General features: G+C 74.8%; 17 protein-coding genes. 14 read left to right on the forward strand and 3 right to left on the reverse strand.

Annotation, left to right across the window (positions count from 1 at the left end):
- Positions 1-147: 147 nt before the first annotated feature.
- The 9 genes from cobT (at position 148) to IF23_RS0109585 (ending at position 13,569) form a co-directional block, all read left to right on the forward strand.
- Positions 148-1,194 (forward strand): nicotinate-nucleotide--dimethylbenzimidazole phosphoribosyltransferase, encoded by a 1,047-nt coding sequence (gene cobT, locus IF23_RS0109545; RefSeq protein ID WP_030281880.1) that lies wholly within the window; start codon positions 148-150, stop codon positions 1,192-1,194.
- Between the two features lie 185 nt (positions 1,195-1,379).
- Positions 1,380-2,099, forward strand: a complete 720-nt coding sequence (locus tag IF23_RS34600) for a hypothetical protein (RefSeq protein WP_030281882.1) — start codon at positions 1,380-1,382, stop codon at positions 2,097-2,099.
- Between the two features lie 44 nt (positions 2,100-2,143).
- Complete coding sequence (locus tag IF23_RS0109555) at positions 2,144-2,977, forward strand: adenosylcobinamide-GDP ribazoletransferase (protein WP_030281884.1); 834 nt, start codon at positions 2,144-2,146, stop codon at positions 2,975-2,977.
- Between the two features lie 381 nt (positions 2,978-3,358).
- Positions 3,359-4,906, forward strand: a complete 1,548-nt coding sequence (locus IF23_RS0109560; protein ID WP_030281886.1) for a leucyl aminopeptidase — start codon at positions 3,359-3,361, stop codon at positions 4,904-4,906.
- A 378-nt stretch (positions 4,907-5,284) separates the two neighbouring features.
- Complete coding sequence (lpdA, locus tag IF23_RS0109565) at positions 5,285-6,673, forward strand: dihydrolipoyl dehydrogenase (RefSeq protein ID WP_030281888.1); 1,389 nt, start codon at positions 5,285-5,287, stop codon at positions 6,671-6,673.
- An 87-nt stretch (positions 6,674-6,760) separates the two neighbouring features.
- Complete coding sequence (sucB, locus tag IF23_RS0109570) at positions 6,761-8,500, forward strand: 2-oxoglutarate dehydrogenase, E2 component, dihydrolipoamide succinyltransferase (RefSeq protein WP_030281890.1); 1,740 nt, start codon at positions 6,761-6,763, stop codon at positions 8,498-8,500.
- 212 nt (positions 8,501-8,712) lie between these two features.
- Complete coding sequence (locus tag IF23_RS0109575; RefSeq protein WP_030281891.1) at positions 8,713-9,336, forward strand: GntR family transcriptional regulator; 624 nt, start codon at positions 8,713-8,715, stop codon at positions 9,334-9,336.
- Between the two features lie 241 nt (positions 9,337-9,577).
- Entirely contained in the window at positions 9,578-12,241 is a 2,664-nt protein-coding gene (gene aceE / locus IF23_RS0109580; RefSeq protein ID WP_030281893.1) for a pyruvate dehydrogenase (acetyl-transferring), homodimeric type, read from the forward strand.
- 242 nt (positions 12,242-12,483) lie between these two features.
- Complete coding sequence (locus IF23_RS0109585; RefSeq protein ID WP_030281895.1) at positions 12,484-13,569, forward strand: helix-turn-helix transcriptional regulator; 1,086 nt, start codon at positions 12,484-12,486, stop codon at positions 13,567-13,569.
- Positions 13,570-13,683: 114 nt separating this feature from the next.
- Here IF23_RS0109585 and IF23_RS0109590 read toward each other — a convergent pair whose 3' ends face one another.
- The gene (locus tag IF23_RS0109590; protein WP_030281896.1) at positions 13,684-14,625 is read right to left on the reverse strand and encodes an SDR family oxidoreductase; all 942 of its coding nucleotides are present in this window, start codon (positions 14,623-14,625) and stop codon (positions 13,684-13,686) included.
- Between the two features lie 159 nt (positions 14,626-14,784).
- Positions 14,785-16,686 (reverse strand): hypothetical protein, encoded by a 1,902-nt coding sequence (locus tag IF23_RS0109595; RefSeq protein ID WP_030281898.1) that lies wholly within the window; start codon positions 16,684-16,686, stop codon positions 14,785-14,787.
- A gap of 304 nt (positions 16,687-16,990) precedes the next feature.
- Between IF23_RS0109595 and IF23_RS0109600 the strand changes: the two genes are divergently transcribed.
- The 3 genes from IF23_RS0109600 (at position 16,991) to IF23_RS0109610 (ending at position 19,902) form a co-directional block, all read left to right on the forward strand.
- Positions 16,991-17,509: a DUF4240 domain-containing protein gene (locus tag IF23_RS0109600; RefSeq protein WP_030281899.1), complete on the forward strand. Its 519-nt coding sequence runs from the start codon at positions 16,991-16,993 to the stop codon at positions 17,507-17,509.
- 37 nt (positions 17,510-17,546) lie between these two features.
- A complete protein-coding gene (locus IF23_RS0109605) occupies positions 17,547-18,428 on the forward strand; it encodes a TIGR01777 family oxidoreductase (protein WP_030281901.1) in 882 nt (293 codons plus the stop codon).
- A gap of 184 nt (positions 18,429-18,612) precedes the next feature.
- Complete coding sequence (locus IF23_RS0109610) at positions 18,613-19,902, forward strand: FAD-dependent oxidoreductase (protein WP_030281902.1); 1,290 nt, start codon at positions 18,613-18,615, stop codon at positions 19,900-19,902.
- Positions 19,903-19,964: 62 nt separating this feature from the next.
- Here IF23_RS0109610 and IF23_RS0109615 read toward each other — a convergent pair whose 3' ends face one another.
- Positions 19,965-21,419: an NsdA family TPR-like regulatory protein gene (locus tag IF23_RS0109615; RefSeq protein ID WP_030281904.1), complete on the reverse strand. Its 1,455-nt coding sequence runs from the start codon at positions 21,417-21,419 to the stop codon at positions 19,965-19,967.
- 385 nt (positions 21,420-21,804) lie between these two features.
- Between IF23_RS0109615 and lipB the strand changes: the two genes are divergently transcribed.
- The gene (gene lipB, locus IF23_RS0109620; protein ID WP_051739446.1) at positions 21,805-22,629 is read left to right on the forward strand and encodes a lipoyl(octanoyl) transferase LipB; all 825 of its coding nucleotides are present in this window, start codon (positions 21,805-21,807) and stop codon (positions 22,627-22,629) included.
- Between the two features lie 124 nt (positions 22,630-22,753).
- On the forward strand, positions 22,754-23,704 hold the full coding sequence (gene lipA, locus IF23_RS0109625; protein WP_030281907.1) for a lipoyl synthase: 951 nt from the start codon (positions 22,754-22,756) through the stop codon (positions 23,702-23,704).
- The last annotated feature ends 13 nt before the right edge of the window (positions 23,705-23,717 follow it).

Below are 23,717 nucleotides of genomic sequence, written 5' to 3' on the forward strand. Positions count from 1 at the left end.
TCCGGGGTCCGCGTACGCGGTCGGGCCGTGGCCGTGGCACCGCTCCGGCCTGCGGTGGGGGTGGTGGCGGCGGGTGGTGTGCCGCCGGTGGTACGGGGTGCGCTCCGGGCGCGTCGGCGGGGCGCGGTTGCCGGTAATCTGCGCCCAATGAGCGCCCTGAATCTCGATGACTTCGCCCACCTGATCGAGCGCCCCGACGGCGGCGCGCGCCGTGACGCCGAGGAGCGGCGGGCGCGGCTGGCCCTGCCGCCCGGTGCGCTGGGCCGCCTGGACGAGCTGGGCGAGTGGCTGGCCGCCGCCCAGCGGCAGGTGCCGGTGCGGCCGTTGGAGCGCGCCCGGGTGCTGCTCTTCGCCGGTGACCACGGGGTGGCCGATCTGGACGTCTCCGGACGTCCGGCCAAGGGCACGAAGGACCTCGTACGGGCCGCGCTGGACGGCAGCAGCCCGGCGGCGGTGCTGGCCCGCGGCGCCGGGGCCGGGCTGCGGGTGGTCGACATGGCGGTGGACTGCGACCCCGAGGAGCTGCCCGCCGAGGTCACCCGGCACCGGGTGCGGCGCGGTTCGGGGCGGATCGACATCGAGGACGCGCTGACCGCCGAGGAGGCCGAGGCGGCGTTCCGCACCGGGATGGCGGTCGCCGACGAGGAGGCCGACGCCGGGACGGACCTGGTGGTGCTGGGCGATCTGAGCGTCGGTGGGACGACCGCGGCGTCGACGTTGATCGCCGCGCTCTGCGGGACCGACGCGTCGGTGGTGACCGGGCGTGGTGGCGCCGGGATCGACGATCTGGCGTGGATGCGCAAGTGCGCGGCGATCCGCGACGCGCTGCGCCGGGCCCGTCCGGTCCTCGGCGACCAGCTGGCGCTGCTGGCCACGTCCGGGGGCGCCGATCTGGCGGCGATCACCGGGTTCCTGCTGCAGAGCGCGGTGCGCCGGACGCCGGTGATTCTCGACGGTGTGGTGTCGGCGGCGTGTGCGCTGGTGGCGCAGCGGGTGGCGTTCCGCGCGCCCGACTGGTGGCTGGCCGGGCAGCTCAGCGGCGAACCGGCGCAGGCGAAGGCGCTGGACCGGATCGCGCTCAACCCGCTGCTCGACCACGGCGTCACAGCCGGCGAGGGAACGGGCGCCCTGTTGGCGTTGCCGCTGGTCCGGGCGGCCGCCGACCTGGCGGCGCAGCTCCCGGTCCGCGACTGACCGCGGGCGCCCGGACCTCTCCCGCGAGGGCCGTCACCGCGTCGATTCGCCCGTCCGCGCCCCGGTGAAATCCCGGCGGTCGCCGGTCGGCCGGGCCATGCTCGGGGCGGTGCGGCCGCACGGTGGCCTCCGGACGGGAGAGGCGGTACGGGCGCGCCGCGCCGTGAGCAGCAGGGGAGCAACCGATGAGCGAGCCGGTCCGGGCCGGTGTGGTGCGCCGTGCCGTGGCGGCCGAGTGGGGTCCGCTGTGGCGGGCCGTGCGGGGGCCGTTGGCGGCGCGCGGGCTGCGGGCGATCCCGCTGACGCTGGCGTCGGTGACGCTGACGCTGGTGCTCCAGATCGTGCAGAACCAGCCGTGGGGGCAGGGCCCGGTGCAGGCGGCCGGGGCGCCGACGGCCGGGGCGCCGCTCTGGCTGGCGCTGCTGCGTACCCCGCTGTCGCTCTTCGTCCCGGCGCTCGACCTGCCGGTGTGGGGCGCGTTGGCGCAGGTCCTGGTGGTGTTCGGGATCGCGGAGGTGACGCTGGGCCGGTGGCGGACGCTGGCGATGGCGTACACCGCGACGCTCGCCGGGACGCTCTACGCGCGGCTGGGCATCCGGCTCGGTCCGGGCACGCCGGTGGGGCTGCCGCCCGGGGACGCCTGGGTGGTGGACACCGGGCCGTCGGCCGCGGTGGTGGGCCTGGCGGTGTTCGTGTGCTGGCGGCTGCGGGCGCGGGTGACATGTGCGCTGGTGGTGGCGGCGATGGTCGGCGAGGTGGTGTTCGTCAAGAACAACCTGGCGGGCAAGGAGCACATCGCGGCCGTCGCGGCGACGCTGCTGGTCTGTCTGGGCTGGGAGGTGGCGGCGCGGCGGCGCCGGACGGCCGGGGCGCCCGGTGCCGGTGCGGCGGAGCGGTTGCGGTGAGGGCGGCGCGCCGGGCGCCCCGGCCGCCGGGTTAGCCTGCCGCGATGACCGATGCGCCCGATTCCGCCGCCCCCTCCCCCGCACCGACGCCGCCGGGCGGCCGGGCCGGTGCCGGGGACGCGCTGCGGTTCGCCTTCGGGACGCTGACCGTGTTGCCGGTGCGGGTGCGCCGCTGGGACCGGGCGGCGGCGCGCGGCGGGATGCTCTGCGCCCCGCTGGCCGGGCTGGTCGTCGGGGCGGTGGCGGCGGCGGTCGGTACGGCGCTGCTCGCGCTGGGCGGCTCCCCGTTGCTCGCCGCGACCGGCTCCGCCGCGGTGCCCGCCGCGCTCACCCGCGGTCTCCATCTGGACGGCCTCGCGGACACCGCCGACGGTCTGGGCAGCGCCCGGCCGCCCGAGGACGCGCTGCGCATCATGAAGCAGTCCGACATCGGCCCGTTCGGTGTGATCACCCTGCTGTTCGCGCTGGTGGCGCAGGTGGCGGCGCTGTCCGGGCTGTACGCCGACGGCTGGGTCCGCGGCGCGGTGGCCGCCGTGGTCTCGGCGACCGTGGCGCGCTGTGCGCTGACCCTCGCCTGCCGCCGGGGGGTGCCCGCCGCGCGGCCCGAGGGGCTGGGCGCCGCGGTCGCCGGGGCGGTGCCGCGCGGTGCGGCGGCCGGGTGCGCGGCGCTGGTCTGCGCGGCGGCTGCCGGGCTGGGCGCGATCGGCGGGCCGTCCGGTGCGGTGCACACCGCGGTGGCGGTGGCGCTGGCGGTGGCCGTCGCCGAGGGGTTGCTGCGCCACTGCCGTCGGCGGTTCGGCGGGGTGACGGGCGATGTGTTCGGGGCGCTCGCGGAGGCGGCGGCGCTCACCGCGCTGGTGGTTCTGGCGCTGGGCTGACCCGCCGCACGGAGGGGCGGCCCGCCGGTCCGTGGCGTCCGCGGTCCGCCGCGCGAGGGCCGGGAGGACGCCCTCCGGGGGCGCCGTTCAGGGCCGTTGGTGCCGCCACGCCGGGCGGCGTCACTGTGGCGCCGCTCTCATTCCGTGTGCGGAACAAGCCGTTCGCCCGCTTTGCACCGGCACCCCGTACCGGCCGGAAATCCCTCAACTCCCCTGCCACAACAGGGTCGTTGGGTCGCACGGGCATCTGCCGTACGGGCGGTGGGGATCGGCCCTCCGCCGTCGCTCCCCGTTCCGTGCGGGCGCCCCGAGCGTAGGCTCGGCCGCACGCCGCTCCCTGAGCGCGAACGGATTCCCGGACGGAACAGGACTTTCATCACCGTGACTGCACTGACCCTCAGTACTTCTTCCGCCGCAACGGCGCGCGCGGATGCCGTCGTCGTGGGCGTGGCCAAGGGCGCCAAGGGCCCTGTGCCCGCCACCGGCGCCGAAGCCGTGGACGAGGCGTTCGGCGGCAAGCTCGCCGCCGTCCTGGAGACTCTCGGCGCGACGGGTGCCGAGGGCGAGGTGACCAAGCTGCCCGCCGCCGACGGCCTCAAGGCGCCGGTCGTGCTGGCGGTCGGCCTCGGCGCCGCTCCGGCCAAGGGCGAGACGTACGACAACGAGACGCTGCGCCGCGCCGCGGGCAGCGCCGCCCGCGCGCTGAACGGCACGAAGAAGGCGGCCTTCGCGCTGCCGCTGGAGGACGCCGAGGCGGCCGCCGCGGTCTCCGAGGGCGCGCTGTTCGGCGCGTACGCCTTCACCGCGTTCCGCAGCGACGCCGCCCCGGCCAAGGGCAAGAAGGGCGCGAAGGGCGGCAACGGCTCCTCGGACCCGCTCGCGGAGGTCACCCTGGTCGGCGGCAAGCCGCGGGACAAGGAGTTCAAGGCGGCGACCGAGCGTGCCCAGGTGCTGGCGGCGGAGCTCCACCGCGCCCGCGACCTGGTCAACACCCCGTCCAACGCGCTGAACCCGAAGACCTTCGCCGCCGAGGCGCAGGCCGCGGCCAAGGAGTTCGGCCTCAAGGTCGAGGTGCTGGACGAGAAGGCGCTGAAGAAGGGCGGCTTCGGCGGTCTGCTCGGCGTCGGCCAGGGCTCGGACGCCCCGCCGCGTCTGGTGCGCATCGCGCACACCCACCCCAAGGCGGAGAAGACGCTCGCGCTGGTCGGCAAGGGCATCACGTACGACTCGGGCGGCATCTCGCTGAAGCCGGCCGGGCACAACGAGACGATGAAGTGCGACATGGCCGGTGCCGCCGCGGTGTTCGCCACCGTCGTCGCCGCCGCGCGCCTGGGCCTGGCGGTGAACGTCACCGGCTGGCTGGCGCTCGCCGAGAACATGCCGTCGGGCAACGCCACCCGCCCCGGTGACGTGCTGACGATGTACAGCGGCAAGACGGTCGAGGTGCTCAACACCGACGCCGAGGGCCGCCTGGTGCTCGCCGACGCGCTGACCCGCGCGTCGGAGGAGGAGCCGGACGCCATCGTCGACGTCGCGACGCTGACCGGCGCGATGATGCTGGCGCTGGGCAACCGCACCTTCGGGATCATGGCCAACGACGACGCCTTCCGCACCACGGTCCACGAGATCTCGGAGGAGGTCGGCGAGCAGTCCTGGCCGATGCCGATGCCCGCCGAGCTGCGCAAGGGCATGGACTCCCCGGTGGCGGACATCGCCAACATGGGCGAGCGGATGGGCGGCGGCCTGGTCGCCGGTCTGTTCCTGAAGGAGTTCGTCGGCGAGGGCATCACCTGGGCCCACCTCGACATCGCGGGCCCGGCGTTCCACGAGAGCGCGCCGTACGGCTACACGCACAAGGGCGGCACCGGCTCCTCGGTCCGCACCCTGCTGCGGCTGGCCGAGCGCACCGCCTCGGGCGACCTGGGCTGAGTCCGCCCGCTCCGCGCGCCGACGGCCCCGGGCCTCACCGTCCGGGGCCGTCGGTGTGCCGCGGGTGACCGCACTCCGGGCGCCCCTCGGGGACGGCGTTCGCCCTCGACGAAATCCGCAGGCCGTCCCGCCGCCCTCCCCAGGTGGTGCTTCGCGCCACGACGCCGCCGCCTACGCCCGGGTAACCCGTGTGCGACGGCGGATGTGCCGCCGCCAGGCCCGGCCCGCCGTCCCAGCTTCACCGAACAAGTGCGAAGATGGGTTCTCGGCAGGACAGGGCCCCCCTTACCCAGGGCCGACGTGAAGAGCGGCCGAACCACAGCCGCCGACCGGTCATCGGAGACCGGTTCCGGCGTACCCATGCATGGAGGACGTGACGTGGCGAACGACGCCAGCACCGTTTTCGACCTAGTGATCCTCGGTGGCGGCAGTGGCGGTTACGCCGCGGCCCTGCGCGGGGCGCAGCTGGGCCTGGACGTCGCCCTGATCGAGAAGGGCAAGGTCGGCGGTACCTGCCTGCACAACGGCTGCATCCCCACCAAGGCGCTGCTGCACGCCGGTGAGATCGCCGACCAGGCTCGTGAGAGCGAGCAGTTCGGTGTCAAGGCCACCTTCGAGGGCATCGACATCGACGCCGTCCACAAGTACAAGGACGACGTCATCTCCGGCCTCTACAAGGGCCTGCAGGGGCTGATCGCCTCCCGCAAGGTGACCTACATCGAGGGTGAGGGCAAGCTCTCCTCCCCGACCTCCGTCGACGTGGGCGGCCAGCGCGTGACCGGCCGCCATGTCCTGCTGGCGACCGGCTCCGTGCCGAAGTCGCTGCCGGGCCTGACCATCGACGGCGACCGCATCATCTCCTCGGACCACGCGCTGAAGCTGAACCGCGTGCCGAAGTCCGCGATCGTCCTGGGCGGCGGCGTCATCGGCGTCGAGTTCGCCTCGGCGTGGAAGTCCTTCGGCACCGACGTCACCATCGTCGAGGGCCTCAAGCACCTCGTCCCGGTCGAGGACGAGAACAGCTCCAAGCTGCTGGAGCGCGCCTTCCGCAAGCGCGGCATCAAGTTCAACCTCGGCACCTTCTTCGACAAGGCCGAGTACACCGCCGACGGCGTCAAGGTGACCCTGGCCGACGGCAAGAGCTTCGAGGCCGAGGTCCTCCTGGTCGCGATCGGCCGCGGGCCGGTCTCGGCGGGCCTGGGCTACGAGGAGCAGGGCGTCGCCATGGACCGTGGCTACGTCCTGGTCGACGAGTACATGCAGACCAACGTTCCGACGATCTCGGCCGTCGGCGACCTCGTCCCCACCCTCCAGCTCGCGCACGTCGGCTTCGCCGAGGGCATGCTGGTGGCGGAGCGGCTGGCGGGTCTGAAGACCGTGCCGATCGACTACGACGGCGTGCCGCGCGTGACGTACTGCCACCCCGAGGTCGCCTCGGTGGGCATCTCCGAGGCGAAGGCCAAGGAGCTGTACGGCGCCGACAAGGTCGTCACGCTGAAGTACAACCTCGCGGGCAACGGCAAGAGCAAGATCCTGAAGACCACGGGCGAGATCAAGCTCGTCCAGGTCAAGGACGGTGCCGTGGTCGGCGTCCACATGGTCGGTGACCGTATGGGCGAGCAGGTCGGTGAGGCCCAGCTGGTCTACAACTGGGAAGCCCTGCCGGCCGAGGTTGCGCAGCTCGTTCACGCGCACCCCACGCAGAACGAAGCTCTCGGGGAGGCCCACCTGGCGCTGGCCGGCAAGCCCCTCCACTCCCACGACTGACCCTCAGTCCCGGGCGCGACCACATCCGCACCTCCCCGCGCGACACCGTGCGCGCAGGGAAACCATCCGTTAGGAGCAACAGAAACCATGGCGGTTTCCGTATCCCTTCCGGCGCTCGGCGAGAGCGTCACCGAGGGCACCGTCACCCGCTGGCTCAAGGCCGAGGGTGAGCGCGTCGAGGCCGACGAGCCCCTGCTGGAGGTGTCGACCGACAAGGTCGACACCGAGATCCCCGCCCCCGCGTCGGGCATCCTGGCGTCCATCAAGGTCGCCGAGGACGAGACCGTCGAGGTCGGCTCCGAGCTGGCCGTCATCGACGACGGCTCCGGTGCCCCCGCCGCGGCTCCGGCCCCGGCCGCCGCCGAGGCGCCCGCCGCACAGCCCGAGCCCGCGGCCGCCCCGGTGGCCGAGGCCCCGGCGCCCGCCGCCGCCCCGGCGGCCGGTGGCGCCTCCGGTACCGACGTCACGCTGCCCGCGCTGGGCGAGTCGGTCACCGAGGGCACCGTCACCCGTTGGCTGAAGGAGGTCGGCGAGGAGGTCTCGGAGGACGAGCCCCTGCTGGAGGTCTCCACCGACAAGGTCGACACCGAGATCCCGGCGCCGGTCTCCGGCACCCTGCTGGAGATCCTGGTGGCCGAGGACGAGACCGCCGAGGTCGGCGCCAAGCTCGCCGTCATCGGCTCGGCCGCCGCGGCGCCCGCCGCCGCCCCGGCCGCTCCGGCCCCGGCCCCGGCTCCGGCCGCTCCGGCCCCGGCCGCCCCCGCGGCTCCGGCGCCCGCGCCCGCCGCCCCGGCTCCGGCTCCGGCCGCCGCTCCGGCTCCGGCCGCGCCCGCCGCTCCGGCTCCGGCCCCCGCGGCGCCCGTCACCCCGGCTCCGGCCGCCGGTGAGGGCGACGGCGCGTACGTCACCCCGCTGGTGCGCAAGCTCGCCGCGGAGAACGGCGTCAACCTCGCCACGGTCAAGGGCACCGGCGTCGGTGGCCGCGTCCGCAAGCAGGACGTCATCGCCGCCGCGGAGGCCGCCAAGGCCGCCGCCCCGGCTCCGGCCGCCCCGGCCGCCGCTGCCGCGTCGAAGCCCGCCGCCCCCGTCATCGAGGCGTCGCCGCTGCGCGGTCAGACCGTCAAGATGCCGCGGATGCGCAAGGTCATCGGCGACAACATGATGAAGGCCCTGCACAGCCAGGCGCAGCTCACCAGCGTGGTCGAGGTGGACGTCACCAAGATCATGCGGATGCGCAACAAGGCCAAGGACGCCTTCGCGCAGCGTGAGGGCGTCAAGCTCTCCCCGATGCCGTTCTTCGTCAAGGCCGCTGTCCAGGCGCTGAAGGCCCACCCGGTCGTCAACGCCCGGATCAACGAGGACGAGGGCACGATCACCTACTTCGACACCGAGAACGTCGGTATCGCGGTGGACGCGGAGAAGGGCCTGATGACCCCGGTCATCAAGGACGCCGGTGACCTCAACATCACCGGTATCGCCAAGAAGACCGCCGACCTCGCCGGCAAGGTCCGCTCCAACAAGATCACCCCGGACGACCTCGCCGGAGCCACGTTCACCATCTCGAACACCGGCTCCCGTGGCGCGCTCTTCGACACCGTGATCGTGCCGCCGAACCAGGTCGGCATCCTCGGTATCGGCGCCACCGTCAAGCGCCCCGTGGTCATCAACCACCCCGACCTCGGCGAGACCATCGCCGTCCGGGACATGACCTACCTGGCGCTCTCCTACGACCACCGTCTGGTGGACGGCGCGGATGCCGCCCGTTACCTGACCACGGTCAAGCAGATCCTGGAAGCCGCCGAGTTCGAGACCGAGATCGGTCTCTGAGCGAGGCGCCGACCAGCGCGTGCAACGGCCCCGTCCGGGTTCTCCCGGGCGGGGCCGCTCGCGTTCCCGGCCGCGTTCTCCCAGGTGGGCGCCGCACCGGAAGCGGGCGGCCGTGAGCAGCACCACGTGTGATCCAGGTCCCGCGGCCCCGCCCGACGATGACCACGCCCCGTATCGTCTCCGTCACCACCCCACCCGCGAGGAGCACCGTCATGACCCCGCCCGTCGTCCATTCGCTGCGCGAGCAGATCCGCGAGCACATCCTTGAGGGGATCGTCCGCGGCAGGTGGCAGCCCGGCGAACGGATCGTGGAGCGGCGGATCGCGGCCGAGCTGGAGGTCAGCCAGACGCCGGTGCGGGAGGCGCTGCGGGAGCTGGAGTCGCTGCGGCTGATCGAGTCGGCGCCGAACAAGGGCGTCCGGGTGCGGGACCTGACCCCCGCCGACCTCAAGGAGAGCTACCCCGTACGGGCCGGTCTGGAGCAGGTCGCGGCGGAGTTGGCGGCCGGTCAGCTGGCGGAGGGCACCGAGGCGCTGGAGCGCGAGGTGGAGCGGCTGCGGGAGGCGGACCGGGCGGGCGACGGCGAGGCGCAGGTGCGGCACACGGTGGCGTTCCACCGGGAGATCGTGCGGGCGGCGGGGAACGGCGTGCTGCTGCACACCTGGGAGTCGCTGGGGGTGGAGGTGTGGACGACGCTGTCGATCCGCTGGTTCAGCCCCGAGCCGCGTTCGCACGCCCAGGACCACCAGGAGATCGTGGACGCGTTCCGGCGCCGTGATCCGCGGATCGGCCCGCTGCTCAAGGCCCATGTGCTGAGCTGCGCGCCGCGGGTCTGAGCGGCGGGGTCCGGCGGGGCGGGGGCGGCCGTACGGCGGCGCTTCCGCCCCGTTTTTCGTCTGGCACGCGGTGCCCGGGTATGCGGCACCCCGTGCCGACCTGCGACGATTCTCCCGGGCAGCGTTGATCGATCATCGATCAGGGGCGTATGGTCGCCCGCGGGGCGCGACACCCCTGCCTGCCGAATGCCTGCCGAAAGCATTCCCCTCTGTTCCCCCACTGTCCGGAAAGGGGCCACCCATGCCCGATCCCGTGCGCCTGCCGTACAGCCAGCTCGACCAGCTCCCGGACCGGGATCCGGAGGAGACGGCCGAGTGGCGCGAGTCGCTCGACGCCGTCACCGCGGCGGCGGGCCCCCACCGCGCGGCGTACCTGATGCGCCGCGCGGTGGAACACACCGCCGATCCGGCGCTCGCGCCCCTGGAGACGGACTACGTCAACACCATCCCGACCTCCGCCGAGCCGGAATTCCCCGGCGACGAGGCGATGGAGGCCCGGATCACGGCGTGGAACCGCTGGAACGCGGCCGCCATGGTCACGCGCGGTTCCCAGCTCGGCCTCGGCGGCCACATCGCCACCTTCGCGTCGGCGGCGTGGCTCTACGAGACCGGCTTCCAGCACTTCTTCCGCGGCAAGGAGGGCACGGGCAGCGGCGACCAGCTCTACATCCAGGGCCACGCCTCCCCCGGCATCTACGCCCGCGCCTTCCTCGACGGACGGCTGAGCGAGGAGCAGCTCGACCGCTTCCGCCAGGAGGCCGGTGGCGACGGTCTGCCGTCCTACCCGCACCCGCGGCGCCTGCCCTGGCTGTGGGAGTTCCCCACCGTCTCGATGGGCCTGGGCCCGCTCTCCGCCATCTACCAGGCGCGCTTCAACCGCTACCTGGAGCACCGCGGCATCAAGGACACCGCGGACAGCCATGTCTGGGCGTTCCTCGGCGACGGTGAGATGGACGAGCCCGAGTCGACCGCCGCCCTGGCGCTGGCCGGTCGTGAGGGCCTGGACAACCTCACCTTCGTCATCAACTGCAACCTGCAGCGGCTGGACGGCCCGGTCCGCCCGAACTTCAAGATCGTTCAGGAGCTGGAGGCGCAGTTCCGCGCCGCCGGCTGGAACGTCGTCAAGTCGCTGTGGGGCCGGGCGTGGGACGAGGTCTTCGCGCTCGACACCGACGGCGCGCTGGTGCGCCGCCTGCGCGAGACGCCGGACGCACAGTTCCAGACGTACGCCACGCGGGACGCCGCCTACATCCGTGAGCACTTCTTCGGTGCCACGCCGGGGCTGCGCGCGCTGGGCGACTCGCTCGACGACGCCAAGCTGCTGGAGCTGTTCCAGACCTCCCGCGCGGGCCACGAGCCGCGCAAGGTGTACGCGGCGTACCAGGCGGCCCTGGCGCACAAGGGCGCGCCGACCGTCATCCTGGCGCAGACCGTCAAGGGCTACACGCTCGGCGCCGGTTTCGAGTCGCGCAACGCCAACCACCAGATGAAGAAGCTCACCGGGCAGGAGTTCCGCGTCATGCGCGACCTGCTGGAGCTGCCGATCCCGGACAGCGCCCTGGAGGGCGACACCGTTCCGTACTGGCGGCCCGCCGAGGACTCCCCGGAGATGGTCTACCTCCGTGAGCGCCGCGCGGCCCTGGACGGCCCGGCGCCCGCCCGCAAGGTGACGCCGAAGCCGCTGCCGATGCCGTCGGAGAAGGCGTTCGACGCGCTGAAGAAGGGTTCGGGCAGCCAGGAGATCGCCACCACCATGGCGTTCGTCCGGCTGGTCAAGGACCTGATGCGGGACAAGGAGACCGGCAAGCGCTGGGTTCCGATCGTCCCCGACGAGGCCCGCACCTTCGGCATGGAGTCGCTGTTCCCGTCGGCCGGTCTGTACTCGCCGGTGGGCCAGACCTACGACCCGGTCGACCGCGACCAGCTCCTGTACTACAAGGAGGCGAAGAACGGCCAGATCCTCAACGAGGGCATCACCGAGGCCGGTTCGCTCGCGGACTTCACCGCCGCCGCCACGTCGTACGCGACGCACGGCGAGCCGATGATCCCGTTCTACATCTTCTACTCGATGTTCGGCTGGCAGCGGACCGCCGACCAGTTCTGGGCGCTCGCCGACCAGCTGGGCCGCGGCTTCGTCATCGGCGCGACCGCGGGCCGCACCACCATGACCGGTGAGGGCCTCCAGCACGCCGACGGCCACTCGCACCTGATCGCCTCCACCAACCCGGCGGCGCTCTCGTACGACCCGGCGTTCGCGTACGAGGTCGCGGTGATCGTCAAGGAGGGGCTGCGCCGGATGTACGGCCCCGACGCCGAGGACGTCTTCTACTACCTGACGGTCTACAACGAGACCAAGGTGCAGCCGGCCATGCCCGCCGGGCTGGACGAGGCGGCGATCCTGCGGGGTCTGTACCGCTTCCAGGAGGCGGCGGCCCCGGCCACGGACGCGCCGCGGCTCCAGCTGCTGGCGTCCGGTACCGCCATCCACTGGGCGCTGGACGCGCAGCGGCTGCTCGCCGAGGACTGGGGCGTGGCCGCGGACGTGTGGTCGGCGCCGTCCTGGACGGAGCTGCGCCGCGAGGCGCTGGAGTGCGACGCCGCCCGGCTCGACGGCGCGGACCGCGTCCCGTACGTGACCCGTGCGCTTCAGGGCGCGCCCGGTCCCGTGGTGGCGGTCAGCGACTGGATGCGGGCGGTGCCCGACCAGATCGCGCCCTGGGTCGAGCAGGACTGGACCTCCATCGGTACCGACGGGTTCGGCCTCTCCGACACCCGTGACGCGGCCCGCCGCCACTTCGGGGTGGACCCGCAGTCGGTGACCGTCCAGGCGCTGGCCGCGCTGGCCCGCCGGGGCGACGTCGCGCCGGAGACGGTCAAGGAGGCCAAGGCGCGCTACGGCCTGTGATCGGGGGCCGTACCGGCCCGTGATCGGGAGCGGGGCGTCCGGCTCCGCTCCCGGGCGGTCCGTGGTGCGCCATCCGGCGCCGCGGACCGCTCCCCCTCGCTCCCGTGCGGAGATCACCCACCGCGCCCGGGGTCTTCGCACGGGAAACCCTTCCGGCCCGGTCGGCCGCGTCTTCGGGCGCGGCGGGCCGGGCCGTTCGTGGTCGCGGGGGCGTTGTCGGTGGTGCCCGGCAGGATGGGGTCATGCGTGCTGCCCGGCTGATCAAGATGGTGCTGCTGCTCCAGTCCCGGCCGTCGATGACCGCCGGTGAGCTGGCCCGGGAGCTGGAGGTCAGCGAGCGCACGGTCGGCCGGGACGTCCTCTCGCTCTCCGAGGCGGGCGTGCCGGTCTACGCCGACCGTGGCCGGGCGGGCGGCTACCGCCTCCTCGGCGGGTACCGCACCCGGCTGACGGGGCTGGGCCGCAGTGAGGCGGAGACGCTGTTCCTGTCCGGGGTGCCGTCCGCGCTGCGGGAGCTGGGGCTGGCGGATGCGGCGTCCGCGGCGCGGCTGAAGGTCTCGGCGGCGCTCCTGCCGGAGCTGCGGGAGGCCGCCGCCGGCGCCGCCCAGCGCTTCCACCTCGACGCCCCGGCCTGGTACCGCAGTCCGCAGACCCCCGCCGAGCTGCCGTCCCTCGCCGAGGCGGTCTGGGACGACCGCCCGGTACGCGCCCGCTACCGCCGCAAGGACCGCGACGTCGAGCGGGAGTTGGAGCCGTACGGGCTGATCCTGAAGGCGGGCGTCTGGTACGTCGCGGCGTGCGCCCGGCGGGAGGGGCAGGGGGCGACGGGGGAAGCGGAGGCGGGCGGCGGTGCGCCCGGGCCGCCGGGTTCCCGGGGTGCCTTTGGCACCGCACCGGGGCCGGGGGACGCCGCGCCGGTCCCCCCGTTCCGTATCTACCGCGTCGACCGTTTCGCCTCCGTGACGGTGGCGGAGGACGGGCACTTCGTGCGGGATCCCGGGTTCGATCTGCCCGCGTTCTGGGCGGAGCGGGCCGCGCAGTTCGCCAGATCGCTGCTGCGCGAGGAGGTGGTGCTCCGGCTCACGGAGCCCGGGATACGCCGGTTGCCGCACGTCACCGAGGCCACCGCGGCACAGGAGGCGGTGGCGGGCGCCCGGGGCCCGGACCCCGGCGGCCGCTGGACGCTCACCCTCGCGGTGGAGAACGCCGAGGTCGCCTACGCGCAGTTGCTCGGGTTGGGCCCGGAGTGCGAGGTGCTGGCGCCCGGCCCGCTCCGCGACCGCTTCGCGGCGGCGGCCCGCCGGACGGCCGAGCTGTACGGCGGGTGAGCGGCGGGCGGCCACCCCTCCGGGCCACGCCCCTCGGCCCCGGTCGTCCGGCCCCGCCCCTCGGCCGCGGTCGTCCGGCCGCCCGCCGCCCCGCCGCCCGGCCGCCCCGGCCGCCTACCGGTAGTCCTCCGCCGTCCCCGCCTTCCCGCCGAGGACGACGTCCTCGAAGTAGCCGAAGCCGTCGGGGCGGGAGCCGTCCGTGTCGGTGAAGCCGTAGACCTTGGCGAGGTGGCCGCTGGAGAGGGAGTGGCCGCTGAAGCGGGCGCGGTCGGGGTCGGCGGCGAGGGCGGCGACGGCGCGGCCGACCAGGGCCGGGGATTCGGCCACCGCGAAGTGCGGTTCCTGGGCGACGGCGTCGCGCCAGTTCTCCTCGGTGACGCCGAAGTGGTCCAGCATCTCCTCGGAGCGCAGGAAGCCGGGGGTGAGCGAGACGACCGTCGCGCCGTACGGGGCCACCTCGGCGGCGAGGCCGAACGCCATGCGGTGCGGGGCGTTCTTGGCGAGGTCGAAGCAGAGGTTGCCGCGGTAGGCGCGGTTGAAGGCGGCGGTGCCGTCGGTCATGTCGACCAGCAGGCCACCGGGGGCGCGCAGCAGCAGCGGCAGGGCGTAGTGGCTGGTGATCAGGTGGGTCTCCACGCCGAGGCGGAGCATCCGCAGGCCGTCGGCGAGGTCCAGCTCCCACAGCGGGGTGTCGAAGCGGAGGAGGTGGTCGCCGCCCCACACGCTGTTGACCAGGACGTCCAACCGGCCCCGCTCCCGGTCGATGCGGGCGACGAGGGCGGCGACCCGCTCCGGTTCGAGGTGGTCGCAGGGGACCGCGATGCCGGTGCCGCCCGCGGCGGTGACCCGTTCCGCGGTGCCCTCGATCGTCTCGCCGGGGCGGCCCACCTCGCTGACGTGGTCCCGGGTGGTGCGGCCGGTGACGTAGACGACCGCCCCCGCCCGGCCCAGCTCCACGGCCATCGCCCGGCCCGCGCCCCGGGTCGCCCCGGCCACCAGCGCCACCCGGCCCGCCAGGCTTCCCGCGTCCGCCGTGCCGCTTCGTTCCGTCGTCATCCGTGCCACTCCTCGCCGTGTGCGTGTCCGTACACGGCGACCGTGCCAGCGATACCGGACATCTTCTGTCAGGTATCGGATCGGATCTGCCGGAGTACCGGCGGGACGGGCCTGGGGGCGGGCGGCGGCCGGTGCGGGAGGGCCGCCGCCCGCCGCGGATCAGCGCCGCATCGCGTGCAGCAGCCCCCCGGAGGGCAGCACCCCGGCGACCTTCACCGGCGCGTTCGCGGGGACGGCGACGGCGAGGGTGGTGTCGTGCGTGGTGCGGCGCACCGCGCCGGTGACGTCGAGACCGCGCACCGCGGAACTGCCCGCCGCGAGCAGGTACCAGTGGCCGGAACCGGCGCGCCAGCGGGTCTCCCCGACGACCTCCGGACCGTACGGGCTGCACGCCGCGGTGTCCCGGGCGCGGCCGACGGTCCGGGCGGGCCGCGCGGGCCCGGCGGCGGCCTGGTGGAACTGCACGGTGACCCGGCCCGGGCCGCGCCAGGTGTCGGCGCGGCTGCACGTCCAGGTGGCGGCGGCGCCGCCCTCCGGCAGCCGCTGGCGGGCGTAGACCCAGTTGTTGACCGAGCGGACGCCCGCGCCCCGCTCCTGGCGCAGCGAGCAGGCGGTGCGGGCCCAGCTCAGCAGCGCCGTGGGGGTGGTCGCCTCGGCCGGGGGCGCGGCGGTGGGCCCGCCGCCGGTGGCCGGGCCGTAGGTGAGGTGGACGGGCGTGAGGTCGCCGAGGTCGGTCAGCAGGAAGCTGTGCCGGGCGGTGACCCGCGCCGAGGAGTGCAGCCGCGTCACCGGCCACCGTCCGCAGGCGGCGCCCGGCGCGGGCGGTTCGGCGATGCGGTCGGTGACGCCGTCCGGGGCGACGTGCAGCACCTTCTCGGGGGTGCCGGGCCGCAGCAGGTCGCGGGTGGTGGTGTCGGTGATCCACGGGGCGATGAGGTAGCGCATCCAGCCGGTGCCGCGCCCGATGACCAACGCCCCGGCGGTCGTCAGATCGGCGTTGTCGACCCGGGCGAACTCCAGCTCCGCGGGCCGCCCTTCGGGCTCGGCGTACCGCACCAGCCGGTCGCCGTCGTGGAGGACGACCACCGTCACCCCGTCGATCACCCCGCCGTAGAGCAGCCGGGGCGGCTGGTCCGGCGGCCGGGTGGAGGTGCCGTCGGCGGCGGTGACCCGGACGTCGGGGCCGGGTGCGCCCCAGACCCGCAGGGCGCGCCCGAGGAGCGCGGTGTCCCCGGCGTACTCGCCCCGCGGCGACCAGGCGGTGAAGTCCACCCGGGAGGTGTCGGCCCAGGCGTCGTCGGGGGCGCGCACCAGCCGCTGCGGGTCCAGCGCCTGCCGCGCCCGGACGGTGGCCGGATCCGGGCGGGCGGGCGGCGGGGGGCCGTCCGGACCGCCGACCGCGGCGAGCAGCGCCGCACCGGCCGTCAGCACCGCGGCACCGGCGATCGCCACCCGTCGGCCCTGGCGGCGCCGGAGCAGATCGGTGGGGCGCGCCTGGACGGTGCAGGGGTCGAACTCGCCGGAGTTCAGCAGCGCGGCGGTCCCCGGGCCGAGGGCGACGGCGGCGCGCTGCGCGGCGCCCGGGTCGGCGACCCCGGCCGCACCGAGGACCGCGACGACCTCGTCCTCGTCCAGCTCCTCCAGGTGCCACAGGGCGACGGCGGCGCGGGCGGGCGCGTCGAGCGCGGACAGCGCCTGGTCCAGGGCGAGTTCGTCGGCGCCACCGGCCCGCGGGAAGAGCCGCAGCCCCCACACGACGGGCAGCGGTGAGCGCCAGCGCGGCGGCTTCGCCTGGGCGAGCGCCAGCTCCAGCACCCGCGCGCGGACGAGCGGATAGCCCGGCTCGGGCCGCGGACCGCGCTGACCGGGCAGGACGGCGCGGGCCCGCTCACGGCTGGTGGACGGCAGCGCGCGCTGGACGATCCCGTGCGCGGTCAGCACCCGGCGGTGGCGGCCCATCGCGGGCGGCAGGACGAGATGGGCGAGGCGCACCAGGCGCGGGTAGTGCTCGACGATGGCCGCCTCGGCCCGCTCGACATCGGCGCGGGTTCGTTCGTCCATGGGCATGGCGTGGAAGCGCCCTTCAGGAATGGGGTCTGCCGATCGGGTAGGGGAAGGTACCGCCATCGGGTGCCCCTCCGCTCCCCGTGGCCCACGGAGAGCGGGAGGACCCCCTGGGGCCAGCCTTCCAACGAGTGATTCTTGCACCGGTCACCCGGTCGTTGATCAACAACTCCGGTGCCCGTACGGCGCGTACACCGCATCCGGGGGCATTCCGCCTGTGCGCGCCCGGGCGCCGCCGCGCGGGTGGCGGCGGGCCGCTCCACATGCGTACGGCCCCGCCAGGCCCGATGCTGGAGCGGTGATGGACGAGACGGAGTTCTGGGAGCTGATCGACGCCTCCCGCACGGCCGCCGACGGCGATCCGGAGGATCAGGCCGACGAGCTGACCGAGCGGCTGCTGGGCCGCGACCCGGAATCCGTCCTGGACTTCGCCCGCCACTTCGAGGCCCGCTACCACCGCGCGTACACCTGGGACCTGTGGGCCGCGGCGGCGGTGCTGCTGGACGGCGCGAGCGACGACGTCTTCGACGCGTTCCGCTGCTGGCTGATCGGCCAGGGCCGGGAGGTCTTCGAGGGCGCCCTGCACGACCCCGACCAACTCGCCGAGCTGCTGGGCGAGTTCGACGAGGAGGCGGACGGTGACGGCGAGGAGCTGGGGTACGCCGCCGACGACGCCCACGAGCAGCTGACCGGCGCCGAACTGCCCGACCTCGGCCTGCCGCCGCAGCCCGCCGAACCGCTCGGCGGCTATGTCGACGTCGACGACGACACGGCCCTGGAGGCCCGGCTGCCCCGGCTGTGGGAGCGCTTTCGCGTGTAGACCGCCCGCGGGCCCGCCCGGCGGGCAGTATGGCGCCATGCGGATCGCGATCACCGGCTCGACCGGTCTCATCGGCTCAGCTCTCGTCCGGTCGCTGCGGGCGGACGGGCACTCCCCCGTCCGGCTGGTGCGGCGGCCGCCCGCGGCACCGGACGAGGTGCGCTGGGATCCGCGCCGTCAGGAGGCGGACCCCCGCGCGCTCGCCGGGTGCGAGGCGGTGGTGCACCTGGCGGGCGCGGGCGTCGGCGACCACCGCTGGACCGCCGCGTACAAGCGCGAGATCCACGACAGCCGGGTCCACGGCACCGCCGCCCTCGCCGCCGCGCTGGCGTCGCTGGACACCCCGCCGCGGGTCTTCGTCTGCGGCAGCGCTATCGGCTACTACGGCGACACCGGCAGCCGCCGCACCGACGAGACGGCACCGGCCGGTACGGGGTTCCTGCCGGAGCTCTGCGTCGACTGGGAGGGCGCGGCGGCGCCCGCCGAGGCGGCCGGGATCCGGACGGCGTTCGCCCGCACCGGCCTGGTGGTGGCCCGCTCCGGCGGCGCCTGGGGGCGGCTGTTCCCGCTGTTCCGGCTGGGGCTCGGCGGCCGTCTGGGCGACGGCAGCCAGTACTGGAGCTTCATCGCCCTCCACGACCACGTCGCCGCGCTCCGCCATCTGATCGACGGTGACCTCGCCGGGCCGGTCAACCTCACCGCCCCGGAGCCGGTGACCAACCGTGAGGTGACCGCCGCGATGGGCCGGGTGCTGCACCGCCCGACGCCGTTCCCGGTTCCGGCGGTGGCCCTGAAGGCGGCGCTGGGCGAGTTCGCCGGGGACGTCCTCGGCAGCCAGCGGGTGATCCCGCGGCGGCTGCTGGCGAGCGGCTTCACCTTCGCGTACCCGGGCATCGAGGCGGCCGTCCGGGCGGCGTGAGGGCGCCCCCGGCCACCGCCCACCGGCCGCCGCCCGGCGGGGACCGGCGCCCGTCCCGCTCCGACGCGCCCCGCGCGATCCCTGGCCGCCCACCGCGGCCCGTCCCTAGCGTGCCCCCACACATCATCCGGCGTCCCGCGCACCGCCCGGTGCGGGCGGGCGGGACCGATCTGAGGAGGGGCACGTGCAGCGCACCTCATCGGCCGTGGACGCGGTCATCGTGGGGGCCGGCCCTGCGGGGCTGGCCGCCGCCCGTCAACTGACCACCGCCGGGCTGACGGTCACCGTGCTGGAGGCCGCCGAGCGGATCGGCGGCCGGTCGGCCACCGACGACGTCGACGGCTTCCTGCTGGACCACGGCGGCAGGCCGCTCGTCGCCACGCCCGGTCTGCTGCGGATGCCCGGCCTGGAGACGCTGAAGCTCTGCCGGTTCGCGCCGTGGATCGGGCTGCACAACGGGCGGCGCGCACAGCGGGTCAGCGCCCTGAGGAGCACAAGGGGCGCACTCGCCGCCGCGCGCGCCCTTTCGCGCGCCGACCGGCATCCGGAGCGCCCCCAGGACCGGCGGATGGACCGCCTCGGCGACCGTACGGCCCCCGACCGTCCGGCGGCCGACGCGCTGTCCGCCCGCCCGGTCTTCGCCCCGCGTGCCCACGACGCGTTCCTCCGCCCGCTGCTCGGCGTGCTGCTGGGCGATCCGCGGCTGGCCGGGTCCAGCCGCGGCGCCGCGCTGACCCTGCGGGCGTTCGCGGAGGGGCGGCTCTGTCTGCCCGCCGGGGGCGCCGCCGCGCTGCCCGCCGCGCTCGCCGCGGACCTGCCGCCCGGCACCGTCCGCACCGGCGTCCGCGTCACCTCCGTCGCCACCACCTCCGTCACCACCGCGGACCACGGCGAGCTGACCTGCCGCGCGGTGATCGTCGCGACCGGCGCGCAGGACGCGGCGGCGCTCCTGCCCGGCCTGCGGGTGCCGCCGTTCCACCCGGCGACGGTGCTCCACCACACCACCCCGCCCGGCCACGGCCCGCACCCGGCCGGACCGCGCGAGACACCACTGCAGCTCACCACCCAGTCCCCGCTGGCCTGCAGCTACGCGGCCGGGGCCATCGACCCCTCGCGCGTCCCGGCGGGCCGGACGCTGCTGACGACGGTGGTGCTGGGCGCCCCCGCGGCGCTCCCGGCCGCCACCCTGGACGCGGCGGTCCGCCCGCAGCTGGCCCGGGTCCACGGCACCGCCACCACCGAGTGGGAGCTGCTCTCGGCGCGGCACACCCCGGCGGCGATCCCGGCGATGCCCGCCCCGCACGACCCGGAGCGCCCGGTCCGGCTGCTCTCCGGGCTGTACGTGTGCGGCGACCACCGCGGCATCAGCACCGTCCAGGGGGCGCTGGACTCCGGCCGCCGGGCCGCCCGCGCCCTCCTGAGCGACCTCGGGCTGCCCACCGCCACACCGACCGCCCTGCACACGGCCGCCTGAACGCCGACCGGCCCGCACCACCCGGGAGGCGGTGCGGGCCGGTCGGCGCGGGGCCCGGCGACTCACCCCAGGGCGGCCACCCGGTCCCGGTACCCGCGCACCGGCGCCGCGTCGCGGTACGGCTCCAGCCGCCGCTCGAACTCGGTGACGTACTCATGGGCGCGCACCGACCGCATGTCGGCCGCCTGGAGCGCCGCCTCCGCGCCCAGCGAGCACGCCTGCTCCAGCTCGCCCAGGGCGAGCCGGGAGGTGGCCAGCACCACCCGGCAGAACAGACGGCTGCGGGCGAAGCCGGGCGCCCGCAGCTCCAGGGAGCGTTCGGCGTGCTGGGCGGCGGCGCGGAACTGCCGCAGATCGCGGTGGCAGTGCGCCAGCTCGTCGGCGAGCTGCGCCTCGTCGAAGAAGCGCGCCCAGTGCGGCGTCTCGTCACCGGGCCGGGCGACCTCCAGCGCCCGCTCGGAACGCGACAGCGCCGCCGTGCAGGCCCGCACCTCGCCCAGCAGGCCGTGGCCGCGCGCCTCCGCCGCGTGCAGCAGCGCCAGCACGGCGGGCGGCGCCGCGGCCCCGACGCCCTGCTGCGCCACCCGCGCCAGCTGCACCGCCTCCCGGCCGTGCCCGAGGTAGACCGCCTGCCGACTCATCGTGACCAGCACGTACGAGCCGTAGGCGCGGTCACCCGCCGCCTGCGCCAGCCGCAGCGCCTGGACGAAGTACCGCTGCGCCAGCCCGTGCGCCACGATGTCGTACGAGGTCCACCCGGCCAGCCGGGTCAGATCGGCGGCTGCGGCGAAGAGCTTGCGGCCGGTCGCCTCGCCGTAGGTGCCGCGGAGCATCGGCTCGGCCTCGTGCTCCAGATAGCGCACCAGCGCCTGGCGGGCGTGGCCGCCGCCGTAGGCGTGGTCCAGCGCCCGGAACAGCTCGCCGACGGAGCGCAGCGCCGCGATGTCCCCGGTGGTGACGCGGGCGCCGCCGACCCGGTCGAGGTGGTCGGTACGGCGCTGGCGGGGCACCGCGATGCGGCCCTGGAGCGGGACCCGGCCGGTGCCGTCGGGGCCCAGCTCGCCGCGGGCGACCCGTTCGTCGGGGCGGCCGATGAGCCAGTCCCGGCTGGGCACCACCAGCCCCGCCGGGGTGAAGGCGATCTTGCGCAGTTCGACATGGCTGCCGGAGTCCTTGCGCCACAGACCGCTGACGATGTCGACCGCCTCGGTGGGCGTCGCGGCGAACTCCAGACCGGCGTAGACCGGTGCGCAGGCGTCCAGGCCGAGGTCCTGGGCCGACAGGCGGCGGCCCAGTTTGCGGGTGAAGACCTCGGCGATCAGCGCCGGGGTGGTGCCGCGGGGCTGCTGGCCGCGCAGCCAGCGGGTCACGGATGTCTTGTCGTAGCGCAGGTCGAGGCCGTGCTCGATGCCGAGCTGGTCGACGCGCCTGGCGAGTCCGGCGTTGGAGAACCCTGCCTCGGCGATGAGGGCGGCCAGCCGGCGATTGGGCGTGCGGTGCGGGGGTCGTTCCGTCATCAGCTTTACCGGTCTCCTGCCTTCCGGGCCGGGCCGCCGGGCCCGGCCCGGCACGCTCGTCGCCCTTGTGGAACGGCGCGAATGTAACGGCCTTCGGGGCTCTTCTGGCCGCCTGAGCACCGCGTTCATCCGATCGTGTGAGCAGGGCGCATGCACTCCACACCGAGGTTCACCCGGCTCACGCCCCCGCCTTCCCTACCCGGCGGCCGGTTTTCCGGGCGGTGCGCGCGGGTCCCCCGGCCACCGGCCGCCCGGCCCCCCGGCCGTACAGTGGCCTGGGCGCGAAGTGGCATCGGACCTGCAGGAGTCCCGTATCCCAACGGATACGGAGGTACTGCACCAAACGTCGCAGCCCGCTGCGACAGAAGTGCGAAGAGGAGCTGCCGTGACTGCGATCTCTCGGGGGGACACCCCCGTACCCGAGGGGCTGCGCTTTGTGCATCTGGGCTTCGGCGCCGACGCCGTGCCGTACGAGACGGCATGGCAGGAGCAGCGGCAGGTCCACGCCGCCCGCTTCGCCGACGAGGTCCCCGACACCTGCCTGCTGCTGGAGCACCCGCCCGTCTACACCGCGGGCCGCCGCACCGCCGACGACGAACGCCCGCTGGACGGCACCCCCGTCATCGACGTGGACCGCGGCGGGAAGATCACCTGGCACGGCCCGGGCCAGCTGGTGGGCTATCCGATCCAGAAGCTGCCGCGCCCGGTCGACGTCGTCGCGCACGTCCGCCGTCTGGAGGAGGCGCTGATCCGGGTCTGCACCGACTTCGGCATCGCGGCCACCCGTATCGAGGGACGCAGCGGCGTCTGGATCCTCGGCGACCCGGTCGCGGAACGCCCCTCGCTCGGCGGTCTCCAACTCGACCTCGCCCCGCACTCCGGCGAGGACGCGGACGAGATGTACGACGCACGGCTGCGCGGTCCCGAGTACGCGCCGTCCAACGCCGGTCAGCGCGGTGAGGACCGCAAGCTCGCCGCGATCGGCATCCGCGTCGCCAAGGGCGTCACGATGCACGGCTTCGCGCTGAACGTGAACCCGGACAACACCTCGTTCGACAAGATCGTCCCGTGCGGTATCCGGGACGCCGGGGTCGCCTCGCTCTCCGCCGAGCTGGGACGCGAGATCACCATCGCCGAGGTGCTGCCCTCGGTCGAGAAGCATCTGCGGGACGTCCTGGAGGGTGCGGAACTCCTCCCCCGCGCGGTCTGAGCACCGTCAGGAATGCCGGCCTCGTATCGGGGGTTGGCGAGCACGTAAAGACGTGCGAATTACCGGGCGTACCCTGGTGTACGCCGCTGAATCGAATGCCGCGATAGCAGAAAGGGGCGCCGACGTGTCCGCTGTCGCACCCGACGGACGCAAGATGCTGCGCCTGGAGGTCCGGAACAGCCAGACCCCCATCGAGCGCAAGCCCGAGTGGATCAAGACCCGGGCGAAGATGGGCCCCGAATACAACCATCTGCAGGGCCTGGTGAAGAGCGAGGGCCTGCACACGGTCTGCCAGGAGGCGGGCTGCCCCAACATCTTCGAGTGCTGGGAGGACCGCGAGGCGACCTTCCTCATCGGCGGCGACCAGTGCACCCGGCGCTGTGACTTCTGCCAGATCGACACCGGCAAGCCGCAGGCGCTCGACCGCGACGAGCCGCGCCGGGTCGCCGAGTCCGTGCAGACGATGGAGCTGCGCTACGCCACCATCACCGGCGTCGCCCGCGACGACCTGGAGGACGGCGGCGCCTGGCTCTACGCCGAGACGGTCCGCCAGATCCACGCCGCGATGCCGGACACCGGCGTCGAGCTGCTGATCCCCGACTTCAACGCCGACCCCGACCAGCTGGCCGAGGTCTTCTCGTCCCGCCCCGAGGTGCTGGCGCACAACGTCGAGACGGTCCCGCGGATCTTCAAGCGCATCCGCCCCGGCTTCCGCTACGAGCGCTCCCTCAAGGTCATCACCGAGGCCCGCGCGGCCGGGCTGGTCACCAAGTCCAACCTGATCCTGGGCATGGGCGAGACCCGCGAGGAGATCAGCGAGGCGCTCCAGGACCTGTACGACGCGGGCTGCGAGCTGATCACGATCACGCAGTACCTGCGCCCGTCGGTCCGCCACCACCCCATCGAGCGATGGGTCAAGCCCGCGGAGTTCGTGGAGCTGAAGGAGGAGGCCGAGGAGATCGGCTACGCCGGTGTCATGTCCGGCCCGCTGGTCCGCTCCTCGTACCGCGCCGGACGTCTCTACCAGCAGGCGATCGAGCGGCGCGAGGTCGAGGCCTCCAGTCAGGCGGTCTGAGCCGCCCCGGCGC

Source organism: Streptomyces catenulae (genome assembly GCF_000718015.1).
GTDB lineage: Bacteria > Actinomycetota > Actinomycetes > Streptomycetales > Streptomycetaceae > Streptomyces > Streptomyces catenulae.